The organism is Flavobacterium hercynium (assembly GCF_002217285.1).
Lineage (GTDB): Bacteria > Bacteroidota > Bacteroidia > Flavobacteriales > Flavobacteriaceae > Flavobacterium > Flavobacterium hercynium.
Genome location: NZ_MUGW01000062.1, coordinates 18,166 through 37,471 on the forward strand (window position 1 = coordinate 18,166; position 19,306 = coordinate 37,471).

At 33.6% G+C, this 19,306-nt stretch carries 16 protein-coding genes; 9 read left to right on the plus strand and 7 right to left on the minus strand.

From position 1 onward, the window contains the following. The first annotated feature begins 238 nt into the window (after positions 1 to 238). Complete coding sequence (pbpC, locus tag B0A66_RS21040) at positions 239 to 2,614, plus strand: penicillin-binding protein 1C (protein WP_089051819.1); 2,376 nt, start codon at positions 239 to 241, stop codon at positions 2,612 to 2,614. A gap of 116 nt (positions 2,615 to 2,730) precedes the next feature. On the opposite strand, the gene B0A66_RS21045 is transcribed toward pbpC, so the two are convergent. Continuing rightward, positions 2,731 to 4,275 carry an Rne/Rng family ribonuclease gene (locus B0A66_RS21045; RefSeq protein ID WP_089051820.1) on the minus strand — a complete coding sequence of 515 codons (1,545 nt, stop codon included), beginning with the start codon at positions 4,273 to 4,275 and terminating at the stop codon, positions 2,731 to 2,733. Between the two features lie 385 nt (positions 4,276 to 4,660). Continuing rightward, complete coding sequence (locus B0A66_RS21050) at positions 4,661 to 4,951, minus strand: HU family DNA-binding protein (protein ID WP_007805026.1); 291 nt, start codon at positions 4,949 to 4,951, stop codon at positions 4,661 to 4,663. Between the two features lie 139 nt (positions 4,952 to 5,090). Here B0A66_RS21050 and mutY point away from each other — a divergent pair, with 139 nt between their 5' ends. The 4 genes from mutY to gldD are packed head-to-tail and all read left to right on the plus strand — an operon-like array spanning position 5,091 to position 8,496. Further along, complete coding sequence (mutY, locus tag B0A66_RS21055; RefSeq protein WP_089051821.1) at positions 5,091 to 6,137, plus strand: A/G-specific adenine glycosylase; 1,047 nt, start codon at positions 5,091 to 5,093, stop codon at positions 6,135 to 6,137. A gap of 37 nt (positions 6,138 to 6,174) precedes the next feature. Next, positions 6,175 to 6,615, plus strand: a complete 441-nt coding sequence (locus B0A66_RS21060; protein WP_089051822.1) for a single-stranded DNA-binding protein — start codon at positions 6,175 to 6,177, stop codon at positions 6,613 to 6,615. 23 nt (positions 6,616 to 6,638) lie between these two features. Further along, positions 6,639 to 7,934 (plus strand): gliding motility-associated protein GldE, encoded by a 1,296-nt coding sequence (locus B0A66_RS21065; RefSeq protein ID WP_089051823.1) that lies wholly within the window; start codon positions 6,639 to 6,641, stop codon positions 7,932 to 7,934. Position 7,935: 1 nt separating this feature from the next. Continuing rightward, on the plus strand, positions 7,936 to 8,496 hold the full coding sequence (gene gldD / locus B0A66_RS21070; protein ID WP_089051824.1) for a gliding motility lipoprotein GldD: 561 nt from the start codon (positions 7,936 to 7,938) through the stop codon (positions 8,494 to 8,496). Positions 8,497 to 8,555: 59 nt separating this feature from the next. On the opposite strand, the gene B0A66_RS21075 is transcribed toward gldD, so the two are convergent. After that, on the minus strand, positions 8,556 to 8,933 hold the full coding sequence (locus B0A66_RS21075; RefSeq protein WP_089051825.1) for a heavy-metal-associated domain-containing protein: 378 nt from the start codon (positions 8,931 to 8,933) through the stop codon (positions 8,556 to 8,558). A gap of 102 nt (positions 8,934 to 9,035) precedes the next feature. Here B0A66_RS21075 and B0A66_RS21080 point away from each other — a divergent pair, with 102 nt between their 5' ends. Further along, positions 9,036 to 9,902, plus strand: coding sequence for a DMT family transporter (locus B0A66_RS21080; protein WP_089051826.1), 867 nt, complete (start codon positions 9,036 to 9,038; stop codon positions 9,900 to 9,902). 109 nt (positions 9,903 to 10,011) lie between these two features. Here B0A66_RS21080 and B0A66_RS21085 read toward each other — a convergent pair whose 3' ends face one another. Continuing rightward, positions 10,012 to 12,060, minus strand: a complete 2,049-nt coding sequence (locus B0A66_RS21085) for a M16 family metallopeptidase (RefSeq protein WP_244283567.1) — start codon at positions 12,058 to 12,060, stop codon at positions 10,012 to 10,014. A 12-nt stretch (positions 12,061 to 12,072) separates the two neighbouring features. Beyond that, positions 12,073 to 13,395: a M16 family metallopeptidase gene (locus B0A66_RS21090; RefSeq protein WP_089051828.1), complete on the minus strand. Its 1,323-nt coding sequence runs from the start codon at positions 13,393 to 13,395 to the stop codon at positions 12,073 to 12,075. 276 nt (positions 13,396 to 13,671) lie between these two features. Between B0A66_RS21090 and rplU the strand changes: the two genes are divergently transcribed. From rplU to B0A66_RS21105, 3 genes are all read left to right on the plus strand, one after another. Next, positions 13,672 to 14,115 (plus strand): 50S ribosomal protein L21, encoded by a 444-nt coding sequence (gene rplU, locus B0A66_RS21095; protein WP_089051829.1) that lies wholly within the window; start codon positions 13,672 to 13,674, stop codon positions 14,113 to 14,115. A gap of 24 nt (positions 14,116 to 14,139) precedes the next feature. Further along, the gene (rpmA, locus tag B0A66_RS21100) at positions 14,140 to 14,400 is read left to right on the plus strand and encodes a 50S ribosomal protein L27 (protein ID WP_017497241.1); all 261 of its coding nucleotides are present in this window, start codon (positions 14,140 to 14,142) and stop codon (positions 14,398 to 14,400) included. A gap of 139 nt (positions 14,401 to 14,539) precedes the next feature. After that, the gene (locus tag B0A66_RS21105; RefSeq protein WP_244283568.1) at positions 14,540 to 15,832 is read left to right on the plus strand and encodes a hypothetical protein; all 1,293 of its coding nucleotides are present in this window, start codon (positions 14,540 to 14,542) and stop codon (positions 15,830 to 15,832) included. A gap of 42 nt (positions 15,833 to 15,874) precedes the next feature. On the opposite strand, the gene B0A66_RS21110 is transcribed toward B0A66_RS21105, so the two are convergent. Both B0A66_RS21110 and miaE read right to left on the minus strand, forming a co-directional pair. Continuing rightward, on the minus strand, positions 15,875 to 18,610 hold the full coding sequence (locus B0A66_RS21110) for an AsmA family protein (RefSeq protein ID WP_089051830.1): 2,736 nt from the start codon (positions 18,608 to 18,610) through the stop codon (positions 15,875 to 15,877). Positions 18,611 to 18,665: 55 nt separating this feature from the next. After that, complete coding sequence (miaE, locus tag B0A66_RS21115) at positions 18,666 to 19,247, minus strand: tRNA-(ms[2]io[6]A)-hydroxylase (protein WP_089051831.1); 582 nt, start codon at positions 19,245 to 19,247, stop codon at positions 18,666 to 18,668. Positions 19,248 to 19,306 lie beyond the last annotated feature (59 nt).

Below are 19,306 nucleotides of genomic sequence, written 5' to 3' on the forward strand. Positions count from 1 at the left end.
TTACTCTCCTAACAGGTTTCCAAAACCTGTTAGGTATTATTGTAGGATTAGTTAAGAGAGAAACTTTAAAAAAGCAAACAAAATAATTAGATACCTAAAAGATTTTGGAAACCTGTTAGGATATGTAGATAATAAAGATACTGAGATGTCAATTTTAGTTTCCTAACAGGTTTCAAAAACCTGTTAGGTATTTTTTTGATACTACAATGCACTAGTGTTTGAAAACAACAAGATTACTTTGAAAAATAAACTTATTACGTTCGTACAGCGTATTATAAATTGGGTAAAAGAAAATAAGAAAAAATCAGTAATTGCATTTGTGCTCTTGCTGTTGTATTATTTTGCAATACCCCGAACTTTATTTCAGGAACCTTATTCTACAGTGATAGAAAGCAAAGAAGGTGAATTGCTGGGGGCTAAAATTGCCAGAGATGGACAATGGCGATTTCCTGCTCAGGATAGTGTGCCTGATAAATTTAAGAAATGCATCGTTTATTTTGAAGATGAATATTTTTACAAGCATCCTGGTTTCAATCCTGTGGCAATGATAAATGCGATCAAGCAGAACAGAAAAGCGGGAAAAGTAGTTCGAGGAGGCAGTACATTGACACAGCAGGTTATTCGATTGTCAAGAAAAGGAAAAGGAAGAACCTATTTTGAGAAAATAATCGAAATTATTCTGGCAACGCGTTTAGAATTAGGGTATTCAAAAAATGAAATCGTAGAATTATATGCTGCTCATGCTCCTTTTGGCGGAAATGTAGTAGGATTAGAAATGGCATCGTGGCGTTATTTTGGCGTTCAGTCCAATCAGCTATCGTGGGCAGAAAACGCTACGCTGGCAGTTTTGCCAAATGCACCAAGTTTAATTTATCCCGGTAAAAATCAGATAAAATTATTAAACAAACGGAATCGGCTTTTACTGAAATTGCATCAGGAAGATGTAATTGATAAGCAGACGTACGAACTTGCTATTGAAGAACCATTACCTCAAAAACCGTATGATTTACCTCAGATAGCGCCCCATTTATTGCAAAGAATTGCTAAAAATGAAGAAGGAACCCGCGTAAAAACAACCGTTGATTTTGCTTTGCAGAATAGAGTAAATCAAATTGCAAAGTATTATTACAATCAGTACAAACAGAATGAGGTTCATAATCTGGCGATTTTGGTAATTGATGTTTCAAACCGAAATGTGATGAGTTATGTTGGAAATGCTCCAGCAGATAAATACCATCAAAAAGATGTTGATATTATTAGTGCCCCAAGAAGTACAGGAAGTATTTTAAAGCCGCTTTTGTACGCTTCGATGTTAGATGATGGAGAATTATTGCCCAATACATTGGTGGCCGATGTTCCTACTCAAATATCAGGCTACACGCCAGAAAATTATAATCTAACGTTTGATGGAGCAGTTCCGGCACATCGGGCATTATCGAGATCATTGAATATTCCGGCCGTTTTGATGTTACAGGATTTTGGAGTAAATAAATTTTATGAAGAATTGCAGAAATTCAAATTAAGAGATATAAATAAAACACCCGATCATTATGGCTTGTCTCTAATTTTAGGGGGTGCCGAAAGTAATTTGTGGGACCTGTGTAGAACGTATGCAGGTTTGTCTTCGACATTGAATTATTTTACCAGTAATCAAGGGAAATACAGAACCAAAGAGTTTGCGGAAATAAATTACAAGAATGATGCAGAAGTTGATTTTGGAGAAGAAAGCACTCAGAAAAATATTTTAGGATCAGGATCAATTTGGTTGACGTACAATGCAATGGAAGAGGTGAATAGACCAGAAGGAGATGAAGCATGGAAATTTTATGACAGTTCACTGAAGATTGCATGGAAAACAGGAACGAGTTTTGGAAATCGTGATGCCTGGGCAATTGGAACCAATTCTAAATATGTAGTGGGAGTTTGGGTTGGAAATGCTACAGGAGAAGGCCGACCAACATTAACAGGAGTTAGCAGTGCAGCGCCTATTTTGTTTGATGTTTTTAATTTATTGCCAAGACAAAAATGGTTTCAAACACCTTATAATGATCTTACAGCTGTTGAAGTTTGTAGTTTAAGTGGTTATTTGGCAAAAGAAGAATGTCCGAAAATAAAACAGTGGGTATCCGTAAAAGGAAAAGCTACAGTAGTTTGCCCTTATCATAAAACAGTTCATTTAGATAAAACAGAGCAATTTCAGGTCAACAGCAGTTGCGAAAGTATTGATAATATTGTTACAAAGAGCTGGTTTGTTTTGCCGCCTGTAATGGCATGGTATTACAAAAGTCAGCATATTGCCTATCAGCCTTTACCGCCATTTAAAGAAGATTGTCAGGGAACGCAAAGCGCGACAATGGATTTTATTTATCCAAAACCAAATAGCAAAATCTACCTGACGAAGAATTTTAATAGTGAAGTCCAGCCAGTAATATTAAAAGTAGCCTATTCTGAGCGCGATAAGGAATTATTTTGGTATTTAGATGATGTTTATAAAGCAACCACAAAAACGTTTCATGAACTGCAAATTACACCAACTGCAGGAACGCATCATATTACAGTTGTGGATGCTTATGGCAATGAAATTAGAAGAAAAATAGAAATTATAAGAGAATAGCTTTTGATTAGCCACGAATTCACGAATTAATTTTGACAATGATTTGTGAATTTGATGGTTGATAAAAATAAAAGGCATAAAAAAACCGCCAATCTTTCGATAGGCGGTTTTGTTTTTTATTCTGAAATAACATTTCCTTTTTTATCATAGAAATGGTATTCTAAGTACGTGTAAGCGTCACGAGGTATGATTTTCACCCATTTCTTATGTTCAAAAAACCATTTTGAACGTAATGATGGAAAACCTTTACTGAGGTAAGCAGCCACAAAAGGATGTGTGTTAAGTACAACTTTACTGTGGGTTTTTAAAATTCTTTCTAAATCAGAGGTGATTCTATCAATGATTAAAATTGGCGCTTCAATTTCGCCGTGTTCATTGTTTGGATCTTCTTCTCTAGTTTTAATGTTAACTTCTGGTCTTACTCTTTGTCTGGTAATCTGAACGAGTCCAAATTTACTAGGAGGTAAGATTTTATGCTTTGCTTTATCGTCGCTCATTTCTTCTCGCAAGAAGTCGAACAAAACTTTCCTGTTTTCTGGATTAGACATATCGATAAAATCAACTACGATTATTCCGCCCATATCACGCAAACGAAGTTGTCTGGCAATTTCAGCGGCAGCAATCATATTTACTTCCATGGCGGTATCTTCCTGATTCGTTGCTTTATTCGAACGATTTCCGCTGTTTACGTCTATAACGTGTAAAGCTTCTGTATGTTCGATTATTAAATAAGCACCTTTACTCATTGAAACCGTTCTTCCAAATGAAGTTTTGATTTGTCTCTCTATATTGTATTTCTCGAAAATTGGAGTGTCATTTGATTGATAAAACTTAACAATCGATTGTTTTGAAGGTGCAATCTCTTGCAGATATTCCTTCGTTTGGTAGAACAACTCTTCATCATCTATCTGAATACCACTAAAGGTATCATTGAATACGTCTCTTAATATCGAAGAAGCTCTGTTGAGTTCTCCTAATACTTTAGAGGGATGATGAGCAGTTGGTAATTTTTTACACATTGCAGTCCATCTGCTAAGCAGGTTCTGCAAATCTTTTTCTAATTCGGCTACGTTTTTGCCTTCGGCTACTGTGCGAACAATAACACCAAATCCTTTAGGTTTGATCGATAGAACAAGTTTTTTTAGACGATCCTTTTCTTTTTTGTCTTCTATTTTTTGAGAAATAGAAACACGATCAGAAAAAGGAACGAGAACAATAAATCTTCCTGCCAATGAAAGCTCAGCACTTATCCTTGGACCTTTGGTAGATATAGGTTCTTTTACAACTTGGACTAAAACAGATTGATTGGCACTTAAAATATCAGTAATGATGCCATCTTTGTCAATCTCTTTTTCAAACTGAAAGGTTTTTAGGGAGAAATCTTTTATTTTACCTGCGCTTACAAGTTTTATGAATTTCAGTTGGGAAGCTAAATTTGGACCTAAATCGTGATAATGTAAAAAAGCATCTTTTTCGAAGCCTACATTTACAAAAGCTGCATTAAGTCCGGCAACTGGTTTTCGTATTTTGGCAATAAAAATATCACCAACCTGAAAATTGCTTTTTTCTTCTTCTTTGTGTAATTCAATTAGTTTTCCATCTTTTAATAAGGCAAAATCTACGGCTTCAGAACTAGATCTAATGATTAATTCTTTATTCACACTGTAAATTTTTATCTGTTTTTTCAGAAAATAGAGTATAGAGAGAAGAGCATAGAGTCAAAGAATCTAAAATCTAAAATCTAAGATCTAAAATCTTATTTACAGATGGATTAAACAATATTTTAACAGGTTTTTTTACCCGGCGAAAATTAGCTGGCAGCTGGTAGTTCTAAGCAATCAGCAGACTGAAGACTAAGAACGGATGACTTAACGCTAATTTTCAATTTCAATGAACTTTTAAAAAGAAAAAAGTAGTTTAAAACTACTTTTTCTTCTTGTGACGGTTAGCTCTCGCTCTTTTTTTTCTTTTGTGAGTAGCTACCTTATGTCTCTTTCTTTTTTTACCACTTGGCATATCGTGTCGATTTTATAATTAATTAATATATTATTTTGCTTCGTTATTCGTTTTTACTCCTTCTACAAAAACTTTTGCAGGTTTAAAAGCAGGAATGTTGTGTGCTGGAATTTTGATAGTGGTATTTTTAGAAATGTTTCTACCTGTTTTTTCAGCTCTGGTTTTTACGATAAAACTTCCAAAACCTCTTAAGTAAACATTGTCTCCAGTCTCTAGTGAAGTTTTAACTTCTTCCATAAAAGTTTCTACTGTTGCCTGAACATCTCCTTTTTCAAGACCTAATTTCTCTGAAATTTTCGCTACGATATCTGCTTTCGTCATTTTCTTTCCTATTTTATTTTATAAATGGGTACTATTTTTTTGAGTTTGCAAATATAGGAATTAAAAAAATAATTAATCAAGCTAATTCGTTAAATTTTAATTACATAAAGATTTACTTTTGTATTCTAAGTATTTTGCAATGAATTTTCATAACATATTGATAAATTGGTATTTACAAAACAAACGTGATTTGCCGTGGCGAAATACGACCAATTCTTATCAAATTTGGCTGTCAGAAATTATGTTACAGCAGACAAGAGTTGCGCAAGGAATGCCATATTTTTTCTCTTTTACAAAGAATTTTCCCACGGTGTTTGATTTGGCAAATGCTGATGAAGAGCAAGTTTTGAAACTTTGGCAGGGATTAGGGTACTATTCTCGAGCCAGAAATTTACATAAAACGGCTCAATATGTGGCAAATGAACTAAATGGCGTTTTTCCGGAATCCTTCAAAGAATTATTAAAACTAAAAGGTGTTGGAGAATATACCGCAGCCGCAATTGCTTCTTTTTCTTATAATGAAGCGGTCCCTGTAGTCGACGGAAATGTATTTCGAGTACTTTCTCGTTATTTTGGTATTGAATCTGATATTACACTTCCTGCCACTAAAAAAGAATTTACAGAACTTGCTTTCGAATTAATGCCGAAAGATAACCCAGCTATATTCAATCAGGCAATAATGGAATTCGGTGCTTTGCAGTGTGTACCTAAAAGTCCGGATTGTACTGTTTGTGTTTTTAATGAAAGCTGTGTCGCTTTACAAAAACGAAAAGTGGATGTGTTGCCAGTAAAATCTAAAAAGGTAAAAGTAACAAACCGATTCTTTAATTATTTAATTTTAGAAGATGCCGTTGGTAATACTTTGATTCAAAAAAGAGCTTCAAAAGGTATTTGGCATAACTTATATGAGTTTCCGCTTTTAGAAACAACAGCTATTGTCGAATTTGATTTTGTTTCTACAGCTGTAAAAAATGAAATATTTCCATCTTATACTATTATAAGTATAGAAGAGTGTAATAATGCAACTGTAATTCATAAATTGTCGCACCAGCATTTACATATTCAATTCTGGAAAATTAAAATTAAAGATGTAATTGAAAACGGTGTAGATGCTTATAATTTAAAAACATTTCCTTTTCCGATAGTAATTTACAATTTTATCGAAAAGCAGGAAATAAATTGCTAAAAAACTGTATCTTTGGGATAAATACCACAAATAAATTATGAACGGAACATTAAATAAAGTGATGCTTATTGGTCATTTGGGTGATGATGTAAAAATGCATTACTTTGATGGGGGTAACTGCATTGGGCGTTTTCAATTGGCTACAAATGAGGTCTATATTAATAAAACTACAAACGAAAAAATTACTTCTACAGAGTGGCATAATTTAGTTGTGCGCAATAAAGCTGCAGAAATTTGCGAAAAATATTTATCTAAAGGAGATAAGATTTACATCGAAGGACGTATAAAATCACGTCAGTGGCAAGCTGAAGACGGTACAACAAAATATACGACAGAAATACAGGTAACTGAGTTTACTTTCTTGACAACCAAAAAAGAAACTGGAAATCCTAAACAAAATCACGAATCAGAATCCGCAAAAAGTGCTAACTTTGACGCAACGAATGAAGGCCTGCCTGTAAATGATTTGCCTTTTTGATTGTTTAACTAATCTTTTTTAATTTGGACTCGGAGCCCAGTTTATTTATTGCTGCTAATTTAGACACCAATTTAATCGTTGGATTTGTCGGAATATTTATTTTGCTGTTTTTATCAGCAATTGTTTCAGGTGCCGAAGTTGCACTTTTTTCTTTGTCTCAAAAAGACATCGAAGATACACTGCAAGAAGATAGCTCTAAAGGAAAAATTATTTCAAATCTTTTAGATAAACCAAAAAAACTGCTGGCGACTTTGCTGGTTGCTAATAACTTTCTGAATATTGGATTAGTTATATTGTTCTCTTATATAGGTCAGAACATTTTCTCTGCCGTAAGCTCTGCTGCTTTAAAATTCATTCTCGAAGTTATTCTGGTTACTTTTTTTATCCTTTTGTTTGGAGAAGTTTTGCCTAAAGTTTATGCAAGCCGTAATAACATTAAATTTGCAAAATGGGTAGCATATCCAGTTGCATTTCTTGATAAATTGCTTTCTCCAATAAGTTTACCAATGCGTAAGCTTACCTTGTATTTACAAAACAAATTAGGAAAGCAAAAGAATAGTTTTTCAATAAACCAACTTTCACAGGCTTTGGAACTTACTGATTCTGAAGGAACCTCAAGCGAAGAACAAAAAATATTAGAAGGAATCGTTTCTTTTGGGAATACTGATACTAAACAAGTCATGAGTCCAAGGATTGATATTTTTGCCTTAGAAATAGCAGAAACATTTGAAGCCATCTATCCTAAAATAATCGAAAAAGGATTTTCAAGAATTCCTGTCTATCGAGACAATATAGATCAGATAGAAGGCGTTTTGTTTGTGAAGGATTTATTGCCTCATATTGATAAAAAAGAATTTGATTGGGTATCTTTGATCAGAGAAGCCTTTTTTGTTCCTGAGAACAAGAAGTTAGACAATTTATTAAAAGATTTTCAAAGCCTTAAAAGTCACTTAGCAATTGTAGTTGATGAATATGGCGGAACATCCGGTTTAGTATCTTTGGAAGATGTTATCGAGGAAATTGTGGGAGACATCAGTGATGAGTTTGATGATGAAAATTTGAATTTCTCTCAGATAGATGAAAAGAATTTTCTGTTTGAAGGTAAAATTAACATGAAAGATTTTTATAGAATCGTAGATGTTAATGAAGATGTTTTTGAATCTCACAAGGGAGAAGCAGAAACTCTGGCAGGATTTATTTTAGAGATCTTAGGTAATTTCCCTAAAAAAGACCAAAAAGTAGCTTTTGAAAATTGTGTTTTTACCATAGAAACACTAGACAAAAAGCGTGTAAAACAAATAAAAGTAACAATAGAATAAAATGCTTAAAAGAATAATTTCAATTGCAATGATTTTGCTGACCTTAACGGTAGTAAGCTGTAAAGATGACGTTTTACCAAAGCCGTCAAGTTATTTGCGTTTAGATTATCCGGAGGCGAGCTATGCTAATTTTGAAAATAATTGTCCGTTTACTTTTGAAATGAATGAAGCTGCCAATATAAAAGGAGAAAAAGATTGTGGATTTGCAATTACCTATCCTAAAATGAAAGCAACAATTTATTTGACCTATAAACCGGTACATAATGATATTGAAAAACTACTGAGAGATGCTCAAAAGCTAACTTACGAGCATGTTATTAAAGCAGATGATATATTGGAACAGCCTTATTTAAACCCTGAAAAAAAAGTTTTCGGAATGTTTTATCAGGTAAATGGTAATGCAGCAACCAATTCGCAATTTTATGTTACAGACAGTACAAAACATTTTATAACAGGTTCTGTTTATTTTTATGCAAAACCTAATTTTGACTCTATTATGCCAGCGGCAAGTTATATCAAAAATGATATGCAGCGGCTTATGGAAACATTAAAATGGAAATAAAACTTATAAAAAAAGCGTCTGCCTCTGCAAACGCTTTTTTTATACATTTTTTTTGGTGCTTATGATTTAAAATTCGAAACCTTATATGTTGCTCCGTCACCGGTTGCCTGAACTACTTTAGTTAAACTTTCCGGATTTTGAACCGTTTTATCAAAAGTTATAGTAGCGGTTTTTTTATCAAAATCAACAGCAGCTTTTTCTACGCCTTCTAAATCGGCTAATTCCTGCTCAATTGTTTTTGCACATCCCATTGCACAAGTCATTCCTTCAATTGTAAAACTTGCAGTTTGTACATTTTCAGCAGCAATTGGTTTGTGTTCTTTAACAATATTTGCTTCAGCAGTTGCAGGAGTTAATGTTTCAGTTGTTGTTTTTTTACAGCTTACGAATGCTAAACCTACTATTACAGCGACAGCGATAATTTTTGTAAATTTCATTATATATGATTTTATGATTACTATTGATATTGTTTGCAAAATTAAGAAAAAAGGGAAGGTCAGTTCATAAATTAATTACAAATTTGTACCAAAATACGATCTATGGATGCAAAACGATTAAAGTGGTTTTATCTGCTGCTACTCTCTCTTATTTGGGGAAGTTCTTTTATTCTAATAAAAAGAGGTTTGGTTGGTTTAACCGCAATTCAGGTGGGATCACTCCGAATTATTTTTGCCGCTTTGTTTTTGCTTATTGTTGGATTTTCGAGTTTAAAGAAAATCTCGCGTCGTCAGTGGAAGTTTATTGCGCTGACATCAGTATTCGGGACATTTATTCCGGCTTTCTTTTTTGCTATTGCTGAGACGCAGGTAGACAGTTCAATGGTAGCCATTTTAAATTCGCTTACACCTCTAAATACATTGATCTTAGGAATTATTGCTTTTGGAATCCAATTTCAAAAACGACAGGTTATTGGTGTATTTATTGGTTTAGTAGGTTGTTTATTGCTGGTCTTGAATGGAGATTCCTCCCGTTCAGATCAAAATTATTACTATTTGATTTTGGTTGTAATCGCAACGCTGTGTTACGCGATCAATGTCAATTTAATCAAGAAATATTTATCAGATTTAAATTCCTTAAGTATCACTACGGGGAATTTTGCCGTTTTGCTACTTCCGGCTTTAATTATTTTAAGCACAACAGATTTTACACAAAGAATACATCTTGAAGCGACAGAACATTCTATTTTGTTTGTTGCTATTCTTGGTATATTGGGAACAGGAATTGCAAACGTTTTGTTTTTTAAGTTAATACAAATGTCGTCACCTGTATTTGCTACTTCGGTAACCTATTTAATTCCGATTGTTGCTTTCTTCTGGGGATTATTAGATAACGAAATGCTAACCCCAATTCAGTTCTTTGGCGCCTTCGTTATTTTAATTGGCGTTTATTTGTCTGCGAAAAAGTAAAATAAAATAATAAAAAAAGGCTTTGTCAAAGTTTTTAAACTTCGACAAAGCCTTTAAATCTTAGCAACTCAGAACCTCAGAACCTCAGAACCTCAGAGCCTCAGAACCTCTAAAGAAAATCTTTATCCGAAACACCTTCATTGATTTTCACATCAGACATTTTAATGTCTAATTCGAAACCGGCATTCTGAATCATATTAAAAGGAATTTTTACCCCTTTTACTTCTTTATAATCATTGAAGTAAGTGCTTTGAGTAGTAGATTGTCCGCCTTGTTCTTTTACTTTAGTTTTCGCTACTTTCAGGCCTGTTTTTACGTCATAAAAGTAAATCGTTTTGCCATCTTTTATAGAGTACGCTTCTTTTCCGTTAATAGCTTCAATTCCATTTACTTTTAAATCAGTTCTTTTGCTTAATCGAAGTTCTTCAAACGGAATTGCGCTAGCTTTCATTTCTTCAAGATCAGCGCCTTCTAAGTTTTTGCGTTGTCCTTGCTGCTCGATATAGGCACCTTTTTCGTTAACAACCTGTTTCATTATAGGCATGCTTCCCATGTTCAGTGAAATTGCCATTTTTCCTTTAGCATCTAATTTTGATGCAAAACTTAAAGGAGAAGGAGCTTGTGGAATTGTTGTAGCTCCAATCATGTAAAGTGTCTTAACACTCGAAACAGCTTTTTCGCCACCAATTGCCTGAATATAATTGTCAAAAACAGTTTTTGCAGTTAATGTTGCAGGAGCTTCTTTTTTGGTAATTGGTTTTTCAGTTGGATTTCCGTATTTGTCAAAATAGAAAATAGGAATCTGAAGTTTTTCAAGACCTTCAATAACCTCTGATCCTTTTCCTGTGATTACAATTCTCATGTTGTCCAAAAGGAAATATTTATTAGAAACGCGATAAATATCTTCAGGAGTAACGTTGTTAATGGTTTGAATGTATTTCTCATAAAAATCAGCAGGAAGCTTCTCTGTTTCAATGTTCAAAGCATAGCGGGCAACAGTTTGCGGTTTTTCAACCTGCATAACAAATCGTCCAATATAACCTGCTTTTACATTTTTTAATACATCTTCAGAAACTTTTTCAGACCTGATGCGTTTAATTTCTTTTACAAATTCTACCACCGCACTATCTGTAACAGCATTTCGTACCGCAGATGAAGCTTTAAATTTAGTTACATATTTTCCGCTTCCAATATTAGAGCTTGCGCCATACGTCCACGCATTTTTTTCACGTAAATTCATGTTTAGGTAACTGTTGAAATCACCACCCAGAATTTGATTCGCAATTACAGCAGGGAAAAAATCAGGGTCGCTCATTTTTAAGTTTACTGTATTTACCAGTGAAATTTCAGATTGCACGGCATTTGGTACATCAACAAAATCAATTTGAAGCTTCGAAACATTTTCCGGATCAGGATACGTGTTTTTTGGAGCAGCTTGTTTTTTCCATCCGCCAAAAAGCTTTTCAACTGCCGCTTTTGTTTCTTTAAATTTAATATCACCAATTACAACCAAATAAGCGTTTTCAGGTACAAAGTAAGTAGCGTAATTGTTTTGAACATCCGTAATGGTTACGTTTTTTACCGTTTCTTCGGAAAGATATTCTCCTGCAGGATGATTTTTTCCAAAAGCTAAAACATCAACAACTCTGCTCGCAATTGCAGGAACACTTTTTTCATCGGCTTTAAGCCCTTCAAGTAGTTTTGCTTTTTCTTTATCAAATTCAGTTTGGGTAAAGTTTGGCTGTAAAGCTCCTTCTGCCAGAAGTTCTAAAACGCGTCCAGAATACTTTGAAAGTGAACTTGCATAAGCACCGTGAGAAGTAAAGTTGATACTTGCTCCATAAAAATCTATTTCTTCATTAAAGACTTCTTTGCTGGTTTTTTTAGTTCCGTTACCAATAATACTGCTCGTTAAATCGTCAACACCTTTTTTGCTTCCTTCCGTAAAAGGAGCATTGTCTAATGTTAGATTAAAACTTACTCGTGGTAATTTATGATTTTCAACTACCAGGACTTTCATGCCGTTTTCCAAAACAAAAGTTTGCGGTTTTTTGATATTGACTTTTGGAGATTTACCTGGTTTTGGTTGTGAACGATCTTGTGCTTGCATAATTCCGGTGAGGAATAAAAGGATTAAAAATGTATGTAATTTTTTCATGATGCTGAAATCTTAGTTTTGAACTTTTGTTGAAGGAATGTAATCTAAAATTAAACGCTGATTAGGGTTTAAATACTTTTTAGCTACGTCTCTAATTTCTTCTCTGGTAATAGAGTGGTAAAGATCGATTTCAGTATTTATAAGATTTACGTCTCCATAAAGCAGATAGTAAGAAGCCAGATTTTCAGCAATACCTTCGACACTTGCATTAGCATTGACGAAATTATTATCGAATTTGTTTTTCAGTTTTTCATAATCTTTTTCAGAAATCAAGTCGGTTTGAATTTTTACAATTTCCTCATCCATTTCTTTTAAAATGTCTTTTGTAGTGTACGTTCCCATTGGCAGACCATATAAGATATACATGCCATAATCTTCCTGACTAAATCCGACAGCACCAATTTGAAGCGCCATTTTTTTGTCATCAACTATTTTTTTGTACAACTTAGAACTTTTACCATCACTTAAATAAGAAGATATTAAATCCAAAACTCGCGCATCTCTGGTTTTCATAGATGGTGTGCGGTACGAAGCAACAATCATCGGAATCTGAATATTTGGGTCCTCGTAAGTTGCTTTTATCGTTTGAGTAATAGGCTCTTCAGTATAGGTTTGTTTTTTAACGACTTCACCTTTTGGAATTGGACCAAAATACTTCTGAATCCATTCTTTTGTTTTTGCTTTGTCAAAATCACCTGCAACGACCAAAACAGCATTGTTTGGTGTATAGAATTTTTTATTAAAATCCTGAAATTCTTCCAGCGTTGCAGCATCAAGATCTTTCATGGAACCAATTGTAGTCCAGCGATATGGGTGGTTTTTGAACATGTTTTTCTTAACCTCAGGCAAAATGTTTCCGTAAGGCTGATTGTCGTAACGCATTCTCTTTTCTTCTTTTACGACTTCATTCTGAGTCTGAACACCAATTTTATTGATAATAGGATGCATTAATCTTTCAGATTCCATCCATAAACCAAGTTCTAAACTGTTCGACGGAAAAACTTCATAATAATAGGTTCTGTCGTCAGAAGTATTGGCATTGTTCACGCCTCCGTTTGCAGTAACAATTTTCATCCACTCACCACGATTGATGTTTTTTGTTCCTTCAAATAACAAATGTTCAAAGAAATGTGCAAAACCTGTACGATCTGTGCGCTCGTCTTTAGAACCAACGTGATACATTACAGATGTAATGACAACCGGGGCGGAAGAATCGTTATGCAGGATGACATGCATGCCGTTGTCTAAATCGTATTCTTCAAAAGCTACTTTTTGAGCATGAGCTACTCCGCCAAGCATTAATGCAGCACTTAACATCATTATTGTGTTTTTCATAAAGATTAATAATTTTATTTACCTAATATATATAGTAGGTAGACAAGTATTGGTTATAGTTACATCAAAAATAAGTTTTTTTACTTAGGATTTGGGAATTAGAGGTTGTTTTGATAATACTTTAACAGTCAATTCCTGTAAAAAAGCTTTTAAAACGAGCTAAAATGCCTTGAAAAACAGACTTTAAAGAGAAATGAATATTTTTAGATTAAGAGATTGCAGGATAAATTTTTAATTGTATATTTGCAACCTTAAAAATCAATAAATCAATTTGGTATGTATGCAATCGTAGAGATAGCAGGGCAACAATTCAAAGTAAGCAAAGACTTAAAGGTTTATGTTCACCGTTTGGCTAATGAAGAAGGTTCAAAAGTTTCTTTTGACAAAGTTCTTTTATTAGACGATAATGGAAATGTAACTTTAGGCGCCCCAGCTATAGAAGGTGCTTCAGTAGAAGCTAAAGTGTTACAACACTTAAAAGGAGATAAAGTTATCGTTTTCAAAAAGAAAAGAAGAAAAGGATACAAAAAGAGAAATGGTCACAGACAATATCTTACTCAAATTGTAATTGAAGGTATTACTGCAGCAGGTGGAACTAAAAAAGCAGCAGCTAAAAAAGCAGTTGTAGCAGAAGATGCTCCAGCTACTGAGGTTGAAGCAGCTCCAAAAGCAAAAAAAGCAGCAGCTCCAAAAGCAAAAAAAGAAGCTACTAAAGAATAATAACAATATTTAAACTCATACGTCATGGCTCACAAGAAAGGTGTCGGTAGTTCGAAGAATGGTAGAGAATCAGAATCAAAACGTCTAGGCGTTAAGATTTTTGGTGGTCAAGCTGCTATTGCTGGGAACATCATCGTTAGACAAAGAGGTTCAAAACATAATCCAGGTGAAAACGTTTACATCAGTAAAGATCACACACTACACGCAAGAGTAGCTGGAGTTGTTAAGTTCCAAAAGAAAAAAGATAACAAATCTTATGTATCTATCCTTCCATTCGAAGCATAATCATTAGATTACTTATTTACAGAACCCGTTCGCAAAGCGAACGGGTTTTTTGTTTTTTTATACTTTTTGAAAGACTTTAAAACTTACATTTGCGAAGAAGGAAATTTGATTTCTGTTTAATTGCTTTAAAATTTAAAAGTTGAAAAAAATAATACTACTTATATTTCTGTGTTGCATTAGTACATACGGGAAACCCGTTTCAGATAGCATTGCAAATCATTTGAGCTTGCTGAACAACAAGCAGAAAACTATTTTATACGAATTTGAAGTTCTCAAAAACAACGGTTTTAGCACCGATCAGTTTTGGTTAAAACATAAAAGTCAATTTTCAGGATTAACTAATGATCTGAGAGATGAACTGGCAAAACAGGTTTTTGAAAATTCTCATATCGAGTATGCTCCGCCAAAAGATTCCGCAGTTAAACTTTGGATGCAGACACAATTTCTAACCAATTGGATGTTTTATTTGTCGGCTTTTATAGCTATTTGTGCTCTTGTTGCTTTGTTTAGGAATTATTGGAATATGTTGCTGGATGTTTTAGTAAAGCGCTTAGCGCCTTTATTCAGGCTTTTATTTTCTCCCGTTTTATTAACGTATGAATTGTTGTTAGTAGGAGTAGCATGTGTTTTTTACGGCTGTACTATTGAAGAGTTTGTACTTCGTACCGTAATTATTCATTTTGGATTGTGTTTGTTGTGGAGTCAGTCTACGGCGATCTTTGTAAAAGAATATTGGGTTAAAAAATATTTTTTGGAAATAGAGAATAAATTTTGGGGAGTAAATCCGTGGGATGCAATTAAAACGATCTGCCTTCCGGCTATTATTATTACGGGAGCGCTTTTATATGTTTTGTATAAAGTTCCGGCTGATACTTTCTATAATTATGAGATAGTTTTGTCTTCGCTTACTGCTGTTTATGCTTTACCATTTTGGCGCGTTGTAGAGAAATATTTACATCGCATTTTATTTCCTTTTCAAAGTGATCAGAAGGATAGGAGTATAAAATCTTTAGGCGGTTGCACAATTATAGCGCTACTTGCTGTTATTGGTTTGGTATTGCAGTGGAATCCTGTTTTTTATAATGTTATCGCAGCATTAATAAGTTTGTTGCTGTTTTCATTTTTAATCTTGTCTTCGAAATTCAATTACAGATATAATTTTGCAAACTATTACTATTTACAATTCATAACAATTCTCTTTTTAGGAGCCGTTTTTATGTATGGTTTTCATATTCGCTTAAGCGAAATTGTATGGTTTTCGTTAATAGCCGGAAGTATCTACATTATGATTAAATACTTTGAGATATTTTCTTTTTTTTCTGATTGGAAAAGAAGTAAAGCCTGGGCTTGGAAATTATTAGGCTTCGCGGTGCTATTATGGTTATTGGCTAAGGCAATCTTATATGTTTCTCAAAATCTATATGGTATTTAATGACATAAAAAAAAACTGTTCGTTAAGAACAGGTTTTTGTGTTTATTCAGTATCTACAGTTTCTGCAAGATCCTCGGTTTTTCGTCCTAGTTTTATTTTAGGATTATCCTGAGTTCCGGTAACCGTTAAAGGAATTCCAAAAATACCCAAAGGAGGTAATCCTAAACGCATTTTGATGTTTAGTTTTCCATCTAAACTAGATGTTCCTTCGATTCTTGGTCTGAAACCTGCAAATTTAAACTTGAAACGTTCTACTGTTACAATATTATTTTTGATCGTACTTTTGATTTCAACTTTTGACAGATCAGGATTTTTAATAGCTTCTGTACTTGTTTTTTTACTTACTGCATTAAACATTTTCAATCCTCTTATTTTGACATCTTTCACCGCCAGAGTTCCACCACCAACAAGCGAAGGATATACTGGATCCATGTTTTCGTTTAATCGGCCTTTTAGACGATAATCTAAAGAAACAATTCCTTGTGCTTTTTCAGCTGCACTAACCATTTTCTTGAAAGCGTCAATTTCATTGTAAGCTCTTTTAATGTCGAAATCAGATGCTTTTATAGCGTAATCAAAATATGCTTTTTGAGTATTTATAGATTCGTAGCTGCCATTCATTCCAACCTTGGTACCAATTAAATTAAAACCGGTATTCTGCATGCTTAATTTACCGTTTTCCATTTTCAGGTTTCCGGTAGCATTTTGAAGTGTTAGTTTGTCAAAATTTACTTTTTGAGCATTCGCTAATAACTGTAAATTTAAATTTTTTGGAATTACAACAACACCAGTTCCTTTAGTTTCATTGTTTGTTTCTTTTGCGGGGCTGTTTTCAGGAGCACCAGACATGAATTCATCTACATTGACATAGTGTGCTGAAACTTTAAAAGAACCTCTTAAAACGCCTGTTTTGGTAGTAGCGTAATTAAATACATTTTGTAAATAACCATTCATAGCAAAATCAGACTGGCCATAAGCAGCCAGGAAGTTATCAAAGGTCATTTTATCCTGATTGATGGTAAAAAGTCCTTCTCTGACAATAAATTTCTGAGGTAAATATTCAGATGCGATTCCAATATTTCTTAATTCCAGCGTTCCTTTGTTGTAAAGTTTGCTGTAATTTCCTTTTTCAGCATCGCTTTGTTTGCCTTTCAAAGCCAGATCCATTTTTACAGAACCATCTAAAGCAAGTCCTTTTTGCGAGAACACTTTGTAAATTCGGGCTACGTCAAGCTGACCTTTGGCTTTAATGTCGTAATTTAAATCATCAAAATTGCTTAAATCTGCTGATACATAAACAGGTTTGCCTTCAAAAGTAAATTGAGCCGGTTTAAGATTGATTTTCAAATCCTGAAAAGTTCCTTTTTGGTTTTCTATCTTAGTTTTAACTACAATATTCGTAATTGGATTTGGGTAATATTTGGTTTTCAAATATCCATTTTGCAAATCGATTACACCTTTCGTAACCGGAAAAAGATTGTTTTCCTTGTCAAATGTTCCGTTTGCTTTTACATCTCCAACTAAAATTCCTTTTAATTGTAAATCAGGAATTCCAAGTCCTTTGTTCAGTTTTTCAAGGTTGATTTTAGCTTTGAAATCAGCATTGATTTTTGACGTTGTCAAGCCTTCAATATAAAATTTCGATTTTATATAATCCTTCTCTACATTAAGCGATAAGTTTTTAGAATCTACAATCAGTAAATCAGGATTCAGAGAAGGAATAGTGGTTTTTACGTCCAGATTTAAATTTGAAACAGGAAAAGCACTTTTGTCATAGTTCACAAAACCGTCGACTAACTTTACATCAAGATTTAAGTCCGGAGCAATATTTTTTGCAGCAATGTAGTCCCCTTTTAAGGTTAAAAGTAAATCTGTTTTTCCTTTTAATTCCGTTTTAGAAAGCCACGTAATGTATTTCGGAGGAAAAGCGGTAAAAACATCATACAGATCACTATCATTAGATTTTATAACGAGATTCATGTTGTAACCGTCTTTCAGGAAATTGAAATTCCCTCTGAAATCGACTACAAGCTGATTTATTTTCAAGTTGTTTTGCTCAAAAAAGAAGGATAACGAGTTTACGTTTACTTTGGTAATTAAGTCAGCATCAATTTTCTTGTTCATCAAATACGGTTCGTCTTCATAAACAATATTTAATTTTTCGATTTTAGCTTTTGAGTATAAATCAAAAACAGCTTTATTTAAATCGCCTTTTCCAAGATAATTAAAGCCTAAAGCATCAAAATGAACTTTAGTCGACTGATCGTCATAAATTATTTTACTGTTGATGATCTCAATTCGTTCCAGTTTTAAAGAAGCATCAGAACTGTCTTTTTGTTTTTCTACCTGAGCAGATGATTTGTAAATGTTGTAATTGGCTTCTCCTTTAGGATTTACTTTTACATTAATATAAGAATCAGACAAATAGATTTCGTCAATTTTCACTTCCTTGCTGAAAATTAAGCTGGCAATGTTAATTCCAAAAGAAACCTCTTTTGCGGTAATAAATTTTTCAGATTTATAGGGAGCAGAACCATTTAGGCTCAGATCATTTAACGTTAAGGTCAAAGAAGGGAAATGATGAAAAAACGACACATAAACATCAGAATAATTAAGCTCGGCGCTTAATCTTTCGTTAGCCGTTTTCTTAATTTGTTCTTTGATTTTGTCGGCAAAAACAATAGGTGTAATAAATAATAAGCTTAAAATAACAACAAATGTAATGGAAAGGTATTTTGCTACTTTCAATAGCACCGATTTGTATTTATTTTTTGGCATAACAAAAGTTAGTTAGGATTAGGAATGGTAAATAATTGATAATGATGGCAAAGCATTATCCGTGTACAGTTTCATTTTTTCCGTAATTGGTAATAATAGAAGTTTCGTATTCAATCCATTCTTTCCAGCGTTTATCGACATCTATATTGTCTGCATATTTTTTTGCAAAGCCTAAAAAAGTAGTATAATGACCCGCTTCTGAAATCATAAGATCACGATAAAATTTAGCCAGTTCCTGATCTTTTATATTCTCTGAAAGTACCTTAAAACGTTCACAGCTTCGTGCTTCGATCATAGCAGAAAATAATAAACGATCACAAAGCGCATCTTTACGGCTGCCATCCTTTTTCATGAATTTAAAAAGTTCATTTACGTAATGATCTTTTCTTTCACGTCCCAAGGTCAAACCTCTTTTCTTTATGATATCATGTACCATTTGCAAGTGCTCAAGCTCTTCTCTTGCAATAACAAGCATTTCAGTTACTAAGTCCTCTAATTCAGAGTTATAAGTAACCAAACTAATGGCATTCGAAGCTGCTTTTTGTTCACACCATGCGTGATCAGTCAAAATTTCTTCGATATTCGATTCAACGATGGTTACCCATCTTGGGTCTGTGGCTAATTTTAATCCTAACATAATTCTTTTCAAAAATTCTACCCTGCAAAATTAGTCTTTTTATAACCGAAAATTAGTAA

Excerpts from the sequence above, each read along its gene's own strand:
- B0A66_RS21050 (WP_007805026.1), bottom strand. The coding sequence starts at position 4,951 with ATGACGAAAGCAGATATCGTAGCGAAAATTTCAGAGAAATTAGGTCTT.
- mutY (WP_089051821.1), top strand. The coding sequence starts at position 5,091 with ATGAATTTTCATAACATATTGATAAATTGGTATTTACAAAACAAACGT.
- B0A66_RS21060 (WP_089051822.1), top strand. The coding sequence starts at position 6,175 with ATGAACGGAACATTAAATAAAGTGATGCTTATTGGTCATTTGGGTGAT.
- gldD (WP_089051824.1), top strand. The coding sequence starts at position 7,936 with ATGCTTAAAAGAATAATTTCAATTGCAATGATTTTGCTGACCTTAACG.
- B0A66_RS21075 (WP_089051825.1), bottom strand. The coding sequence starts at position 8,933 with ATGAAATTTACAAAAATTATCGCTGTCGCTGTAATAGTAGGTTTAGCA.
- B0A66_RS21080 (WP_089051826.1), top strand. The coding sequence starts at position 9,036 with ATGGATGCAAAACGATTAAAGTGGTTTTATCTGCTGCTACTCTCTCTT.
- B0A66_RS21085 (WP_244283567.1), bottom strand. The coding sequence starts at position 12,060 with ATGAAAAAATTACATACATTTTTAATCCTTTTATTCCTCACCGGAATT.
- B0A66_RS21090 (WP_089051828.1), bottom strand. The coding sequence starts at position 13,395 with ATGAAAAACACAATAATGATGTTAAGTGCTGCATTAATGCTTGGCGGA.
- rplU (WP_089051829.1), top strand. The coding sequence starts at position 13,672 with ATGTATGCAATCGTAGAGATAGCAGGGCAACAATTCAAAGTAAGCAAA.
- rpmA (WP_017497241.1), top strand. The coding sequence starts at position 14,140 with ATGGCTCACAAGAAAGGTGTCGGTAGTTCGAAGAATGGTAGAGAATCA.
- B0A66_RS21110 (WP_089051830.1), bottom strand. The coding sequence starts at position 18,610 with ATGCCAAAAAATAAATACAAATCGGTGCTATTGAAAGTAGCAAAATAC.
- miaE (WP_089051831.1), bottom strand. The coding sequence starts at position 19,247 with ATGTTAGGATTAAAATTAGCCACAGACCCAAGATGGGTAACCATCGTT.